The sequence below is a fragment of the Salipiger marinus genome (assembly GCF_900100085.1).
Lineage (GTDB): Bacteria > Pseudomonadota > Alphaproteobacteria > Rhodobacterales > Rhodobacteraceae > Salipiger > Salipiger marinus.
This window is the reverse complement of the sequence record NZ_FNEJ01000004.1, coordinates 162585-175579: the sequence shown is the minus strand read 5'-3', so window position 1 is coordinate 175579 and position 12995 is coordinate 162585. Positions and strand designations below refer to the sequence as shown.

Below are 12995 nucleotides of genomic sequence, written 5' to 3'. Positions count from 1 at the left end.
TCATCCGGGCATGTCCCAGAAGGAGCCTATCATGATCCAGACCCGTCTGCCGCTGCTGGCCACGCTGGCCGCCCTTGGTCTTTCCGCCTGCGCGGAACCCTCCGTCCCGCCCGCGACCCCCGATGCCGGGGCGCAGGCCTGCGCCCCCGACCGCTACGAGGCGCTGGTGGGCAAGAACATCGCGGCGGTGACGCTGCCTGCGGATCCCATGATCCGGGTGATCGGCCCCGACACCATGGTGACCATGGACCACAACCCGGAGCGTCTGAACATCGACCATGACGCCAGCGGCATCATCACCGGCCTGCGCTGCGGCTGAGCGCGGCCTGCCGCGCCCGAGGGCAGGCGGGTCTATGGCCCGTAATCGTCGATCATCGTCGCGTCCCAGCTGCGCAGGAATTCGCGGCGCTTGATCTCGTCGAGAAAGGTCAAGAGGCCCGGCCCCAGCCGGATCGGCAGAAAGCTTCCGGACTTGCTGGCCAGCAGCCCGGCAATGGGCGAGTGCGGCTCGCTGACCGGTTCGAGCGGGATCAGCGCCGTGCCGGATTCGATCAGCGCCTGCCCTTCCTGCGACAGCAGGAAGATCACGAAGGTTTCGGCGCGCTGCGGATTGCGCGCGCCTTTCGGCACGAAGACCGTGCGCGACATGACCAGATTGTAGTCGTCGAGGAAATGCACCCCGATATCGGGGAATTCCTTGCCCAGATGCAGCGCGTAGGATCCGATGACGTTCAGCGCCATGGCCAGTTCGCCGCGCTGCGTCGCCACCGCCATATCCGCCGTGCAGCAGTAGCGGCGCATGTGGGCGCGGCCCAGCACCTCGGTCAGACGCTGGGCCTGCACGCTCTGGATCGTGTCCTGCGTGGCGAAAAGATAGCCGATCCCCGACCGCCGCAGGTCATAGCCGCCGATCTTGCCGCGCAGGTCGTTTTCGTGATCGCGGATGAAGCTGGACAGGTCGCGGTGGCTGGTCGGCAGTTCGCGCGCGGAAAAGGCGCGGCGGTCATAAAGGATGGCGGCGGGTTCGAAGGTGAAGCCGAAAAGCTCTGACCGCCATTTCGCCCATCCGGGCGGCTGGATCATCTCGGGGATGCGCAGCCGGTGGGCAAGCCCGCGATTGACCAGATCCACCTGTAGATCCATGGCCGAGGAGATGACCAGATCGGGCATGTCCTCTGCCCCCGCCTCCAGCACGGCGCGGTGCAGATCCACGGTCTGGAATTCGCGATAGGTGATGTCGAGCCCGGCATGACGTTCCGCAAAGGCGGAGATCAGCGGCGCCATGGCGACCTGATCGGTCGAGGCCCAGATGGTGATCTCGTCGGCCATGGCCCCGCGCGGCGCGGCACTCAGCAGAAGCCCCGCCAGCAGCAGCGTCGCCAGCCGGGGGAATACGATGCGGGCGCGCAGCCCGCCCAGATCCGCGCTGCCCAGGTCCAGCCGCGCGCCGTGACCTTCGGCCACCGACCGCACGATGGCGAGCCCCAGCCCGGATCCGGCGGTGGCAGAGTTGATGGAGGTGAAGCGTTCGGTGGCGCGCAGCCGGTCGGCGGCGGGAATGCCGGGTCCCGCATCGGACACGGTCAGGCGCACCACCTCGGCCGTGCCGTCCAGTTCGATGAGGATGGTGTTTTCCGGCCCGCCATGGCGCACCGCATTGTCGATGAGGTTGCGCAGCGCCTCGCGGATGGAGATGGCATCGCCCCGCACCGGGGCGGTGCCGCCGGGCAGATCCTCGTCTTCAAGCGAGATGGTCACCGCCCGCAGCCGCCGCTCGCGCAGCAGTTCGGCCAGCGTGTCGCGCACCAGCCTGCGCAGGTCGAGCGGTTCCAGCTGCGCCTCGTCGGAGCGGTGGATCACCATGGCATTGGCCAGCAGCTGGTTGGTCAGGTGCATGGTGCGCTCGGCCTGCTTTTCGGCTTTGCCCAGCCGACCGCGCATCCGTTCGGGCTCGTCCGCATCGACGGCGAGCGCAAGCTGCCCCTGCAGCGCCGACAGCGAGGTGCGGGTCTGATGCGCCACGTCGGCGATGAAGCTTTCGGTCAGCGCCCGGCTGCGGCCAAGCTGCGAGATGAAGCTGTTGATCGCGCGGAACAGGGCGGCGATCTCCTGCGGGGGGTCGCCTTCGATGGGGGACAGGTCGCGCGGGTTGCGCGCCAGCAGGGTATGGGCGATGTCCCCCAGCGGCGCCAGCGAGGAACGGATCGCGAGCCAGACAAAGACCAGCCCGATCAGCGACACGCCCCCCAGCCCGGCCATGCCATAAAGAAACAGCGTATCAAGCTGTGCGCGGCGCGCGCCCTGCGTCTGGCCGATCTGCACGAACACCCAGTCCCGCCCCGAACTGGAGGTGATCTGCCGCCCCTGATAGATGAAGCGGAACGGCTCATCGAGCCGGACATCATAGAACACAGGATCGACCGAGGCGCGCGCATCCGCAGGCAGCGGCAGATCCGGCGTGCCGGTCAGATCGCCATAGCCGGGGGAAAACACCCGGTAGACCACCCGGTCATCCGCCGCGAGCGCGAGGATGTCCATGGCCGATTGCGGCAGGTCCACGGTCGGCCCGGCGGCGGTGTAGGAGATGCGTTCCAGCACCGACAGCGCCGCCCCGGCCAGCAGCAGGTCATAGGTGCGGTTGGCCGCCGCGCGCGAATAGTTCCACAGCAGCACCGAGATCAGCAGCAGCAGCAGCACGAAGGCCGCCGTCATGCTGGCCAGCAGCCGCCGCTGCAGCGAATGGCCGCGCCGTGCCCTAGTCGTCGTCGCTGACATAGGCCATGTATCCAAGCCCGCGCGCCGTCTTGATCACCAGCGGCGCGCCTTCCAGCTTGCGGCGCAGCCGGGTCACCAGCTGTTCCACCGCGTTCAGGCTGGGGGTCTCGTTGAAGGTGTAAAGCTTGTCGGCGACCTCTTCCTTGGTCAGCATCCGCCCGAGATTGTCGAGCATGATTTCCAGAAGCTGCACCTCGCGGGCGCGCAGATCCAGCTGGCGTCCCTCGACATGGGCCTGCTTGGCGGCACGGTCGAAGCGGAAGCTGCCCGCGCTGAAGACATTGCTTGACGCCCCGGCGCGGCGCCGCGCCAGCACCCGGCAGCGCGCCGAAAGCTCGCGGAAATCGAAGGGCTTCACCATGTAATCATCGGCGCCCGCGTCCAGCCCCACCACGCGGTCGTCGATTTCGCTGCGCGCGGTCAGCACGATCACCGGCGTCGCGTCGCCGCGCGACCGCATCGAGCGCAGCACCTCGTAGCCGCTGCGCCCGGGCAGGTTGATGTCCAGAAGCACGATGTCAAAGGAGGAGAAGCGCAGAAGGTCGTTGGCCTCGTCGCCATTGGCCTCGCGGTCGACGGAATGGCCTTCGCTCCGCAGACGATCAAGAATCGTCTCGGCCAGTTCGTCATTATCCTCGACCAGAAGCATTCTCATGCCCCGACTCTAGCCCCAAGTCACAGCTCCGAGAAGCGGCCATCGGCAGGGACGGGGCCATGTCAGCATCCTGTCAGCTTCGCGTCAGCATCGGCTCAGCCTTGGCGGCGCATAAGCGGAGTGTCCATCGCATGATGAACCTAGGGAGGATCATATGACATTTATCCGTTTTTCGGCGGCACTCGCCTGCGCGCTGGGTCTTGCTGCCCCGGCCTTTGCACAGGCCCAGATCGACCGGCCCGAATGCGTGGCCCCGGCCAATCCGGGCGGCGGCTTCGACCTGACCTGCCGCGTGGCGCAGACCGGCCTTGCGCCGCATGTCGCAAGCCCGGTGCAGGTGACCTTCATGCCCGGCGGCATCGGCGCCGTGGCGTTCAACCAGTTCAACACCAACCGCGCCGATGACGGCAGCGCCATCGTGGCCTTCTCCACCGGGTCGCTGCTGAACATCATCACCGGCAAATACGGCGCCTTCGATGAAAACTCGGTGCGCTGGGTCGCCACCGCCGGGGCCGATTTCGGCGCCGTCATCGTGCGCGCGGACAGCGAATATCAGACGCTGAAGGACGTGATGGACGATCTCAGCACCGATCCGCAGGGCGTCGTGGTCGGGGCGGGCGGTTCGGTCGGATCGCAGGACTGGATGAAGGGCGCGCTGCTGATGCGCGAGGCGGGCGGCACGCCGATGCAGATGCGCTATGTCGCCTTCGACGGCGGCGGCGATGCCATCGCGGCCCTGCTGGGCGGCTCGATCGAGGTCTATACCGGCGACGTGGGCGAAATGGTGCCCTATCTCGACAGCGGCGACCTGCGCGTGCTTGGGGTGCTTGCGCCCGAACGCCTTGACGCGCCGTTCAACGAGATCCCCACCGCCAAGGAACAGGGGTTCGACGTGGAATGGACCATCCTGCGCGGCTTCTACATGGGCGGGCAGACCTCGGACGAGGACTACCAGAAATGGGTCGATGCCTTCACCGCGGCCTATGCCACCGAAGATTTCGCCAAGGTCCAGCAGGAACGTGGCCTGCTGCCGCTAAACATGGCCGGTGCCGAGCTTGACGCCGCCATCGCCAAGAGCATCGAGACGCTGCGCGAGATCAGCATCGAAGCGGGCCTGATCCAGTAAACCCCACGGACAGGGCTCAGGGCCGGATCCCGCGCGGATCCGGCCCTGACGCCAGCCGTCATCCCCCAAATTAGGAGGCTACGAATGGCCAACCGCATCTTTGCGGCGGTGCTTCTGGTCGTGACCCTTGGTTATGCGGTCATCGCCTTCACCACGATCAAGGCGCCGTTCCAATACGACCCGCTGGGCCCGGAAAGCTGGCCGCGCATCCTGTCGGCTGTCGCGATCCTGTGCCTGCTCTTCATCCTGTGGAAACCCGATGCCGATGGGCTCGACGTGACCCGCCGCGTCTGGTTCCGCCTGACCGCCGCCGTGGTCCTGCTGTTCGGCTATGCCGAACTTTACGAGCCGCTGGGATTCATCCTGTCGACCATCCTGTTCGGCACGATCCTGTCGGCCATGCTGGGCGCCCAGAAACTGCGCGCGCTCGGCTTCGGCGTGGCCTCGGGCGTGGCGGGTTACCTGCTCTGCGTCACCCTGATGGATCTCAACCTTCCCGAAGGCGCGCTGTTCGAGCCGCTGTTCGAGACCAGCCAGCAAGGAGAGAGCTGATGGATACGGTCCTGTCCGGTCTTGCGACCGGCTTTGCGGTCGCCCTTGACCCGTTCAACCTCATGCTGGTGCTGGTCGGCTGCTTCTTCGGCACGCTGATCGGCGCGCTGCCCGGGCTTGGCCCGATCAATGGCGTGGCGATCCTGCTGCCCATCGCCTACAGCCTTGGCTTTCCGCCGGAATCGGCGCTGATCTTGTTGGCGGGCATCTATTACGGCGCGGAATATGGCGGGCGCATCTCGTCGATCCTGCTCAACGTGCCCGGCGATGCCGGGGCGGTGATGACCACGCTGGACGGCAACCCGCTGGCGCGGGCAGGTCAGGCGGGCCGGGCGCTGTCGCTGTCGGCGGTGGCCTCCTTTGTCGGCGGCACCTTCGCGGTGATCCTGATGTCGCTCTTTGCCCCGGCGCTGGCGGGCTTCGCGGTGACCTTCGGGCCTGCGGATTACGTGGCGCTGATGGTCTTCGCCTTCGCCTCGCTCGCGTCGCTGGTGGGCAAGAGCACGGTCAAGACCCTGCTGGGCGCGACCATCGGCCTGATGATGGCGACCATCGGCATCGACGCCAATACCGGCGTGCCGCGCTACACCTTCGGCATTCCGGACATCCTTGCCGGGATCGATTTCCTGATCGTGGTCGTCGGCCTGTTCGGCATGGCCGAACTGCTGACCCTTGTGGAGCATCAGGCGCGCGGCACGCTGAAATCGCTGCCCGTCGACAAAAGCTTCGTGCGCATGGCCGATCTTGCGGCGACCAAATGGACCATCCTGCGCTCGTCGCTGATCGGCTTCTTCATTGGCATCCTGCCCGGCACCGGCGCCTCGGTGGCCTCGGCGGTGGCCTATGGCACCGAAAAGCGCATCAGCGACAAGGACGGCACCTTTGGCCATGGCGACGTGCGCGGCCTTGCGGCGCCGGAGGCGGCGAACAACGCGGCGGCGGGTGGCGCCATGGTGCCGATGCTGACGCTGGGCATCCCCGGATCCGGCACCACGGCGATCCTGCTGGGCGCGCTTTTGATGTTCAACATCCAGCCCGGCCCGATGATGTTCGCGCAGCGTCCCGAAGTGGCATGGGGTCTTGTCGCCTCCATGTATATCGGCAACGTCGCGCTGCTGATCATCAACCTACCGCTGGTCGGGCTGTTCGCCCGGATGCTGACCATCCCGCAGCACTACCTGACGCCGCTGATCGCCATCCTTGCCTTCATCGGGATCTACACGATTGTCGGCAACCCGCATGACCTGTTCATGATCACCGGGCTTGGCATCTTTGGCTGGTTCCTGCGCAAGCTCGACTTCTCGCTGGCGCCGGTCATCCTTGGCTTCGTGCTGGGCGGCCTGTTCGAGGACAACCTGCGCCGCGCCCTGTCGATCTCGGGCGGCGACTGGAGCATCCTCGTCGCGCACTGGAAAAGCGTCCTGCTTTACGGTCTGGCGCTGCTTGTGGTGATCCTGCCGGCTTGGCTGGGCCGCCGCGCCCGCGCGCAGGCCCGCCGGGAGGCCGCAGCGCGCTAAGCCGCTGCCGCAGCGGTCCTGACAGATGAGAACGGCGAGGCTTGCGGGCCTCGCCGTTTTTATGCGCTGCGGGGGCCTAGTCGGGCAGCAGGGCGCAGCTGCGGGCGACGCCGTGGCGTTCCAGAATGTCGCCGGTCAGGCCGCTGCGCGCCGCCCCGGCCAGCCAGTCCTTGAGGATCCGCGCGGCCTCCGGCCGTCCCTGCGGCATGGCCATCGCCTGACGGATCTCCATGAACGGGGGCGACAGAACGCGGCTGCCGGGGCGCTTGGCCGCCTCATGCGCCATGGCCTCGCCGATCCCGGCAATCGCCGCGACCTTGCCTGCGTCAAGCGCGGCAAGGGACTCCGCAAGGGTCGGGAACAGCACCAGATGCTCCGCGCCCTCTTGGCGCGCCAGCGTCAGCGTATAGGCGCTGCCCTCGACCGAGCCGACCTTGGCCCCCGCCGCGACCAGTGCCCCGGCATCGGCCAGATCGCAGTGCGGCCCGGCAAGGTAGCGCCCGTCGATCCGGATATAGGGCTGGGTGAAGTCCAGCGTTTCCGCCCGCTTCGGATCCACGGCCAGAAAACAGATGTCCCACTCGCCGCGGTCTGCCGAGGCGGAAACATCCGCCGCCCGGTCATATTCGACGAAATCCAGATCAAGCCCGGCAGCCTTGGCAAAGGCGCGCGCCAGATCGACGCTGATGCCCATGGGTTGGTGCTGTTCGTTGCGCGACACCAGCACAAAATTCCCGTGATTGAGCGCCGCCCGCAGGCACCCGGTCGGCACCAGAGCCTGTTTCTGGGACAAGCTGAGATCCATGGCACCCCCGCGCGTGACTGTCTGCCCGCAGAAATAGGCGCGCGGGCGGCGGCTGTCATGCGCAATCGTCCGCTAGGCGCCGCGCGCCTTGTCCTCTGCGGCGGCGGTGATCTCGTGGATCAGGCTGAAGACGGTCGTCTGCGAACTGCGCGCATTGCCGGAGGAGGGCTGGCTTTCGATTTCGACCGTGGCGCGGCAGCCTGCGGCGCGGACATGGTAGCGGTGGCGATTGCCGGTCGCGGCGGGATCGGCGATGAGCCGGACCGACACGGCGTCAAAGCCGGGTCCGGCCAAGGCCAGAGCTGCCACCACATTGGAATTCTTCGGGAAAAGCCGGGCCGCGTCGCGCGCTGTGCCCTCATAGACAAGGCGCGGTTCGGTCAGGGCTGCCAGATCAACGCCCGCCTCCGCCGGGGTGCCGCGCCATGCGGCGGGCGGCTTGATGCCCTCATAGCTGACCTCGACCGCGCCCTGCACAGACAGCGCCGCCAGCAGGTCGAGCCCGCCGATGGCGCCGCTCGGCAGGATCAGCCGCGCCCCTGCCGCCTGCGCCGCCGCGCGAAGCCGCGCGTGCAGATCGGCGCAGGCCAGCGCCCCCACGGAGGCGGGGACAAGGTCGATCCCGGCGGCAAGCACCTGCTCGCCATAAGCGGCGACAGCCCCGTGCCCGGCGCATTCCACGACCAGATCGGGCGCCGCCGCCACAAGCGCCGCCGCGTCGGTGACAAAGCGGCAGCCCGGGCGTGGCGTGTCGGGCAGGCGCCGGACCAGCACCACCACCTCCGGCGCAAGGCCCTGCGGCAGCAGGTCAAGCAGGCTCTGCGCGATGGCGCCATATCCGATCAGGGCGAGCCGCAGCGGGGCTTTGTCCGTCATGGCGCGCTCAGCCTTGGTCGCCGCGGGTGACGTCGTTATACCATGTCACGATCTGCCGCCGGGCCTCGGGATCCATCTGGATCGCGTTGGGGGGCGGCATGGCGTGGGTCCGGCCCGCCTGCAGGTAGATCTGTTCGGCATGGCGGGCGACATCGGCCTCGGTTTCCAGCACGACACCCTTGGGGGGCCAGTTCATCCCGTCCCATGACGGTTCGCGCCCGTGGCACATGGAGCAGTTGCCGACCACCGCGAAATAGGCATCCTCGAAGCTTGCGGCAGAGGCGAAGCGGGTCTCATGCGCCGTAAGGGCGCGCGCCTCGCTCTCTTCATAGCTGTCCATGCCGGGCTGGGTGGACAGCCACGCGATCAGGATCATGATGCCCACGGTCACCGGCCATGTCCAGTTCGGGCCGCGCCCGGTGCGGTGCATGGTGTTGAAATAATGCCGGATGGTGACGCCGGTCAGAAAGATCAGCGCCGCGATGATCCAGGCGTGCTGCGTGGCGAAGGCCAGCGGGTAATGGTTCGACAGCATCAGGAACACGACCGGCAGGGTCAGGTAATTGTTATGGGTCGAGCGAACCTTGGCGATCTTGCCGTATTTGGCATCAGGCGTCCGCCCGGCCTTCAGATCCTCGACCACGATGCGCTGGTTCGGCATGATCTGGAAAAACACGTTGCCGGTCATGATCGTGGCGGTGAAGGCGCCCAGATGCAGCAGCGCGGCGCGGCCCGTGAAGATCTGGTGATAGCCCCATGACATGATCACGAGGATCACGAACAGCAGCAGCATCAGCAGGGTCGGGTGATCCGCCAGCTTCGACTTGCACATGGCGTCATAGGCAAGCCAGCCGATGGTCAGCGATCCGCCCGAGATCAGGATGCCCTGCCACAGCGCCAGATCGGCCTTGGTCGGGTCGATCAGGAACAGCTCCCCGCCCACCCAGTAGATGATCATCAGCAGCGCGGCACCCGAGAGCCACGTCGAATAGCTCTGCCATTTGTGCCATGTCAGGTGCTCCGGCATCTGCGCGGGCGCCACGAGGTATTTCACCGTGTGGTAGAAACCGCCGCCATGCACCTCCCATTCCTCGCCATGGGCGCCATGGGGCAGGGCCGGATTGGGCTTCAGCATCAGATCCAGTGCGATGAAGTAAAAGGATGCGCCGATCCACGCCATCGCGGTGATGACATGCAGCCAGCGGACCGAAAAGGCGATCCAGTCCCAAATGATAGCCATGTCGTACATGGTGTCCTCCCGAGTCTCGTGTTGGCCGGACAGTAGCGGAGCCTTGCATTTGCTGCTATTTGCAAGAAAGACCAAGCAGTATCAAAAAAATCGGAACAATGTCCTATTTCGACAACATCCGGACCTTTGTCCGTGTCTATGAACTGGGCAGCATGTCCGCCGCAGGCCGGGATCTGCGCATTTCTTCGGCGGTCACCTCCTCGCGTATTTCGCAGCTGGAGGATCATCTGGGCGTGCGCCTGTTCCAGCGCACCACCCGCAGCCTGACGCCCACCGAACATGGCAAATCCTTCTATCGCGGCGCCACGGAAATTCTGGAGGCGATCGAAAGCGCCGAGGCGCAGATCGTCAACGTGACGGAACATCTCAAGGGCGCGCTTTATGTGGCAGCCCCGCTTGGGGTGGGACGGCGTCTGATCGCGCCGCAGGTTCCCGGCTTTCTGGCGGAATATCCGGATGTCAGCATCCGCCTGCGCCTGACCGACAGGAAGGTCGATCTGACCACCGAGGGGCTGGATCTCGCGTTTTTTCTGGGACAGCCCGAAGACAGCAACCTGCGCATCCGCAAGATCGCCGATGTGCCGCGCGTGCTCTGCGCCTCGCCCGACTATATCGCGCGGCGCGGCATGCCTGCGGATGGTGACGCGCTGCTGTCGGAGCGGCATGAATGCCTGAACCTGCGGTTTCCCGGCGTGTCGGAATTCCAGTGGCGGCTGGAAACCAGCGACGGGCCGCGCCGCTTTGCCGTGGCCGGGCGCTACGAATCCGATGATGGCGACGTGCTGACCGACTGGGCGCTGGCCGGGCACGGGATCGTGCTGAAGCCGGTGTTCGAGGTGTCGGAGCATCTGCGGTCTGGCGCGCTGGTGCCGGTCGCGGTCCGCACCCCGCCCGAGGCCATTCAGATGGCCTGCCTGTTCACCCATCGGCGCAGGCAGGATCCGAAGACCCGGATTTTCATGGATTTTGTCATCGACCGGATCGGCGCGGCCTTTCAGCAGGCCGATCCGATCCGGTAAGGCGGTCAGCTGCCGCGATAGGTGGAATAGCCGAAGGGCGACAGCAGCAGCGGCACATGGTAATGCTGTGCCTCCGACATGCCGAAGCGGAGCGGGATCACGTCCAGAAACCGCGGCGTCTCGGGCGGGGTGCCGCTGGCATCCAGATAGGCGCCCGCGTGAAAGACCAGCTCGTAAGTGCCGGTGGCAAATTCCGCCGCAGGCAGGATCTGCGTGTCGGTGCGCCCGTCCTCATTGGTGACCAGCGTTTTCAGATGGGTGCGGCTTTCGCCCTCAAGGCGGTAAAGCTCGATCTTCAGGCCTGCGGCGGGGCAGCCCCGCGCCGTGTCCAGAACGTGCGTCGTCAGATATCCGGTCATATGTGGCTCTCCTGAACTCTGCCCCCTTCATAGGCATTGGCGCGCTCTGGTGACAAAGGTTCAGTAACCAAAGGCTCCTTCTTCTTTTTTTTGATAATCTCCGGGAATTTTATGGATTATCAATCTGCGAAAGCGGAGGTGACGCAGGTGAACAGATATCCCCGAGACATGGCAGGCTACGGGCAGACCGTGCCTGCGGCAGACTGGCCGAACGGCGCGAAGATCGCCGTCCAGATCGTGCTGAATTACGAAGAAGGCGGCGAGAACAACATCCTGCACGGCGATGCCGCGTCCGAAGGGTTCCTGTCCGAGATCACGGGCGCGCAGCCCTGGCCGGGGCAGCGGCACTGGAACATGGAAACGATCTATGAATACGGATCGCGGTCCGGGTTCTGGCGGGTGCATGCGCTGCTGAAGGATACGCCGATCACCGTCTACGGGGTGGCCACCGCCTTGGCGCGGGCGCCTGCGCAGCTCAAGGCGATGAAGGACGCGGGCTGGGAAATCGCCAGCCACGGGCTGAAATGGGTCGAACACAAGGACATGCCCGCCGAGGAAGAGCGCGCGCAGATCCGCGAGGCGATCCGCCTGCATACCGAGGTGGTGGGCGCGCCACCGCGTGGCTGGTATACCGGGCGCTGTTCCATGAACACCGTGGATCTGGCTGCCGAAGAGGGCGATTTCGCCTATATCGCAGACAGTTACGCCGATGACCTGCCCTATTGGATGAAGGCGGGCGGCAAGGACCAGCTCATCGTGCCCTATACGATGGACTGCAACGACATGCGCTTCGCGATTCAGGCGGGATTCACCCGCGGCGACGATTTCGAGGTGATGGTGCGCGATGCCTTCGACGTGCTTTATGCCGAAGGGCAGGCGGGCGCGCCCAAGATGCTGTCCATCGGCCTGCACTGCCGCCTGATCGGTCGCCCCAGCCGCGCCGCCGCGCTGAAGCGGGTGATGGACTATATGGCCGGTCATGACGGCGTCTGGTTCGCCACGCGCGCGCAGATCGCCGATCACTGGGCGGCGACGCATCCGCCCGTATCCGGCCCGCGCCCTTCGGAGATGGACCGCGACAGCTTCGTGGCGGCCTTTGGCGGCGTGTTCGAACACAGCCCGTGGATCGCCGAAGGCGCGCATGCGCTGGAACTGGGCAGCTACAGCGACAGTGCGGCGGGCGTGCATAACGCGCTGGCCCGCGTGTTCCGCTCCGCCTCTGACGAACAGCGGCTGAGCGTGCTGACCGCCCACCCCGACCTTGCCGGCAAGCTCGCCGCCGCCGGAAGGCTGACCGCCGAGTCGACCGCCGAACAGGCGGGGGCGGGGCTTGACCTCCTGACCGACGAGGAACGCGCCACCTTCACGCAGCTTAACGACGCCTATACCGCCAAGCACGGCTTTCCCTTCATCATCGCGGTGAAGGACAACACCAAGGCGAGCATTCTGGACGCCTTCCAGCGCCGCATCGACAATGACCGCGCCACCGAGTTTGCCGAAGCCTGCCGTCAGGTGGAACGCATCGCGGAACTGCGCCTGATCGACAAGCTGGGCGCATGACCCGGATCGCGCTGCAGCCGCTTACCGCAGAGGCCTTCGCCCCGTTCGGCGACGTGCTCGACACCTCGGGTGCGCCCGACCGGATCATCAACCAAGGCCTGTGCGGGCGGTTTCACGACCGCGCCGCGCTGGACTTTGCCGATGGCCGCGCGGGCATCAGCCTGTTCCGGGCGGAGCCGCGCACGCTTCCGCTGGTGCTGGACATGGTGGAACGCCATCCCGACGGCAGTCAGGCCTTCCTCCCGATGAGCGAGGCGCCGTTTCTGGTGGTGGTGGCCCCCGACGAGGGCGGCACCCCCGGCAGGCCGCGCGCCTTTCTGACCCAAGCAGGGCAGGGCGTGAACTATCATCGCGGGGTCTGGCACGGCGTGCTCTGCCCGCTCTCCGCCCCCGGCCTTTTTGCGGTGGTCGACCGCATCGGCGCGGGGCCGAACCTTGAAGAACACTGGTTCACGGAGCCTTACCTGATCGAAACGTAAAAAGGGCCGTCGGAAGAGGAGCT

13 protein-coding genes are annotated in these 12995 nt (G+C 66.3%); 7 read left to right on the top strand and 6 right to left on the bottom strand.

Annotation, left to right across the window (positions count from 1 at the left end):
- The first annotated feature begins 31 nt into the window (after positions 1 to 31).
- Positions 32 to 319 (top strand): I78 family peptidase inhibitor, encoded by a 288-nt coding sequence (locus BLR51_RS05995; RefSeq protein WP_207543570.1) that lies wholly within the window; start codon positions 32 to 34, stop codon positions 317 to 319.
- A gap of 32 nt (positions 320 to 351) precedes the next feature.
- Here BLR51_RS05995 and BLR51_RS05990 read toward each other — a convergent pair whose 3' ends face one another.
- Both BLR51_RS05990 and BLR51_RS05985 read right to left on the bottom strand, forming a co-directional pair.
- Positions 352 to 2775, bottom strand: coding sequence for a sensor histidine kinase (locus BLR51_RS05990; RefSeq protein WP_089844962.1), 2424 nt, complete (start codon positions 2773 to 2775; stop codon positions 352 to 354).
- Positions 2756 to 3430 carry a response regulator transcription factor gene (locus BLR51_RS05985; RefSeq protein WP_089844960.1) on the bottom strand — a complete coding sequence of 225 codons (675 nt, stop codon included), beginning with the start codon at positions 3428 to 3430 and terminating at the stop codon, positions 2756 to 2758. Before BLR51_RS05985 ends, BLR51_RS05990 begins: the two co-directional genes overlap by 20 nt.
- A gap of 154 nt (positions 3431 to 3584) precedes the next feature.
- Here BLR51_RS05985 and BLR51_RS05980 point away from each other — a divergent pair, with 154 nt between their 5' ends.
- The 3 genes from BLR51_RS05980 (at position 3585) to BLR51_RS05970 (ending at position 6625) form a co-directional block, all read left to right on the top strand.
- A complete protein-coding gene (locus tag BLR51_RS05980; protein WP_089844958.1) occupies positions 3585 to 4556 on the top strand; it encodes a Bug family tripartite tricarboxylate transporter substrate binding protein in 972 nt (323 codons plus the stop codon).
- An 84-nt stretch (positions 4557 to 4640) separates the two neighbouring features.
- Positions 4641 to 5108, top strand: coding sequence for a tripartite tricarboxylate transporter TctB family protein (locus BLR51_RS05975; RefSeq protein WP_089844956.1), 468 nt, complete (start codon positions 4641 to 4643; stop codon positions 5106 to 5108).
- Entirely contained in the window at positions 5108 to 6625 is a 1518-nt protein-coding gene (locus BLR51_RS05970; protein ID WP_089844955.1) for a tripartite tricarboxylate transporter permease, read from the top strand. Before BLR51_RS05975 ends, BLR51_RS05970 begins: the two co-directional genes overlap by 1 nt.
- A 76-nt stretch (positions 6626 to 6701) precedes the next feature.
- On the opposite strand, the gene BLR51_RS05965 is transcribed toward BLR51_RS05970, so the two are convergent.
- The 3 genes from BLR51_RS05965 to BLR51_RS05955 form a co-directional block, all read right to left on the bottom strand.
- A complete protein-coding gene (locus BLR51_RS05965; RefSeq protein WP_089844953.1) occupies positions 6702 to 7430 on the bottom strand; it encodes a transporter substrate-binding domain-containing protein in 729 nt (242 codons plus the stop codon).
- Positions 7431 to 7502: 72 nt separating this feature from the next.
- Positions 7503 to 8306, bottom strand: coding sequence for an aspartate dehydrogenase (locus BLR51_RS05960; RefSeq protein WP_207543569.1), 804 nt, complete (start codon positions 8304 to 8306; stop codon positions 7503 to 7505).
- A gap of 7 nt (positions 8307 to 8313) precedes the next feature.
- Positions 8314 to 9555 (bottom strand): urate hydroxylase PuuD, encoded by a 1242-nt coding sequence (locus tag BLR51_RS05955; protein ID WP_089844951.1) that lies wholly within the window; start codon positions 9553 to 9555, stop codon positions 8314 to 8316.
- Positions 9556 to 9653: 98 nt separating this feature from the next.
- On the opposite strand from BLR51_RS05955, the gene BLR51_RS05950 reads away from it, so the two are divergent.
- Complete coding sequence (locus BLR51_RS05950) at positions 9654 to 10574, top strand: LysR family transcriptional regulator (RefSeq protein ID WP_089844949.1); 921 nt, start codon at positions 9654 to 9656, stop codon at positions 10572 to 10574.
- A gap of 5 nt (positions 10575 to 10579) precedes the next feature.
- On the opposite strand, the gene uraH is transcribed toward BLR51_RS05950, so the two are convergent.
- Positions 10580 to 10933 (bottom strand): hydroxyisourate hydrolase, encoded by a 354-nt coding sequence (gene uraH / locus BLR51_RS05945; protein WP_089844947.1) that lies wholly within the window; start codon positions 10931 to 10933, stop codon positions 10580 to 10582.
- 147 nt (positions 10934 to 11080) lie between these two features.
- Here uraH and puuE point away from each other — a divergent pair, with 147 nt between their 5' ends.
- The gene (puuE, locus tag BLR51_RS05940) at positions 11081 to 12493 is read left to right on the top strand and encodes an allantoinase PuuE (protein ID WP_207543568.1); all 1413 of its coding nucleotides are present in this window, start codon (positions 11081 to 11083) and stop codon (positions 12491 to 12493) included.
- Complete coding sequence (locus BLR51_RS05935; RefSeq protein WP_089844945.1) at positions 12490 to 12972, top strand: ureidoglycolate lyase; 483 nt, start codon at positions 12490 to 12492, stop codon at positions 12970 to 12972. Before puuE ends, BLR51_RS05935 begins: the two co-directional genes overlap by 4 nt.
- Positions 12973 to 12995: the final 23 nt, after the last annotated feature.

Excerpts from the sequence above, each read along its gene's own strand:
- BLR51_RS05995 (WP_207543570.1), top strand. The coding sequence starts at position 32 with ATGATCCAGACCCGTCTGCCGCTGCTGGCCACGCTGGCCGCCCTTGGT.
- BLR51_RS05990 (WP_089844962.1), bottom strand. The coding sequence starts at position 2,775 with ATGTCAGCGACGACGACTAGGGCACGGCGCGGCCATTCGCTGCAGCGG.
- BLR51_RS05985 (WP_089844960.1), bottom strand. The coding sequence starts at position 3,430 with ATGAGAATGCTTCTGGTCGAGGATAATGACGAACTGGCCGAGACGATT.
- BLR51_RS05980 (WP_089844958.1), top strand. The coding sequence starts at position 3,585 with ATGACATTTATCCGTTTTTCGGCGGCACTCGCCTGCGCGCTGGGTCTT.
- BLR51_RS05975 (WP_089844956.1), top strand. The coding sequence starts at position 4,641 with ATGGCCAACCGCATCTTTGCGGCGGTGCTTCTGGTCGTGACCCTTGGT.
- BLR51_RS05970 (WP_089844955.1), top strand. The coding sequence starts at position 5,108 with ATGGATACGGTCCTGTCCGGTCTTGCGACCGGCTTTGCGGTCGCCCTT.
- BLR51_RS05965 (WP_089844953.1), bottom strand. The coding sequence starts at position 7,430 with ATGGATCTCAGCTTGTCCCAGAAACAGGCTCTGGTGCCGACCGGGTGC.
- BLR51_RS05960 (WP_207543569.1), bottom strand. The coding sequence starts at position 8,306 with ATGACGGACAAAGCCCCGCTGCGGCTCGCCCTGATCGGATATGGCGCC.
- BLR51_RS05955 (WP_089844951.1), bottom strand. The coding sequence starts at position 9,555 with ATGTACGACATGGCTATCATTTGGGACTGGATCGCCTTTTCGGTCCGC.
- BLR51_RS05950 (WP_089844949.1), top strand. The coding sequence starts at position 9,654 with ATGTCCTATTTCGACAACATCCGGACCTTTGTCCGTGTCTATGAACTG.
- uraH (WP_089844947.1), bottom strand. The coding sequence starts at position 10,933 with ATGACCGGATATCTGACGACGCACGTTCTGGACACGGCGCGGGGCTGC.
- BLR51_RS05935 (WP_089844945.1), top strand. The coding sequence starts at position 12,490 with ATGACCCGGATCGCGCTGCAGCCGCTTACCGCAGAGGCCTTCGCCCCG.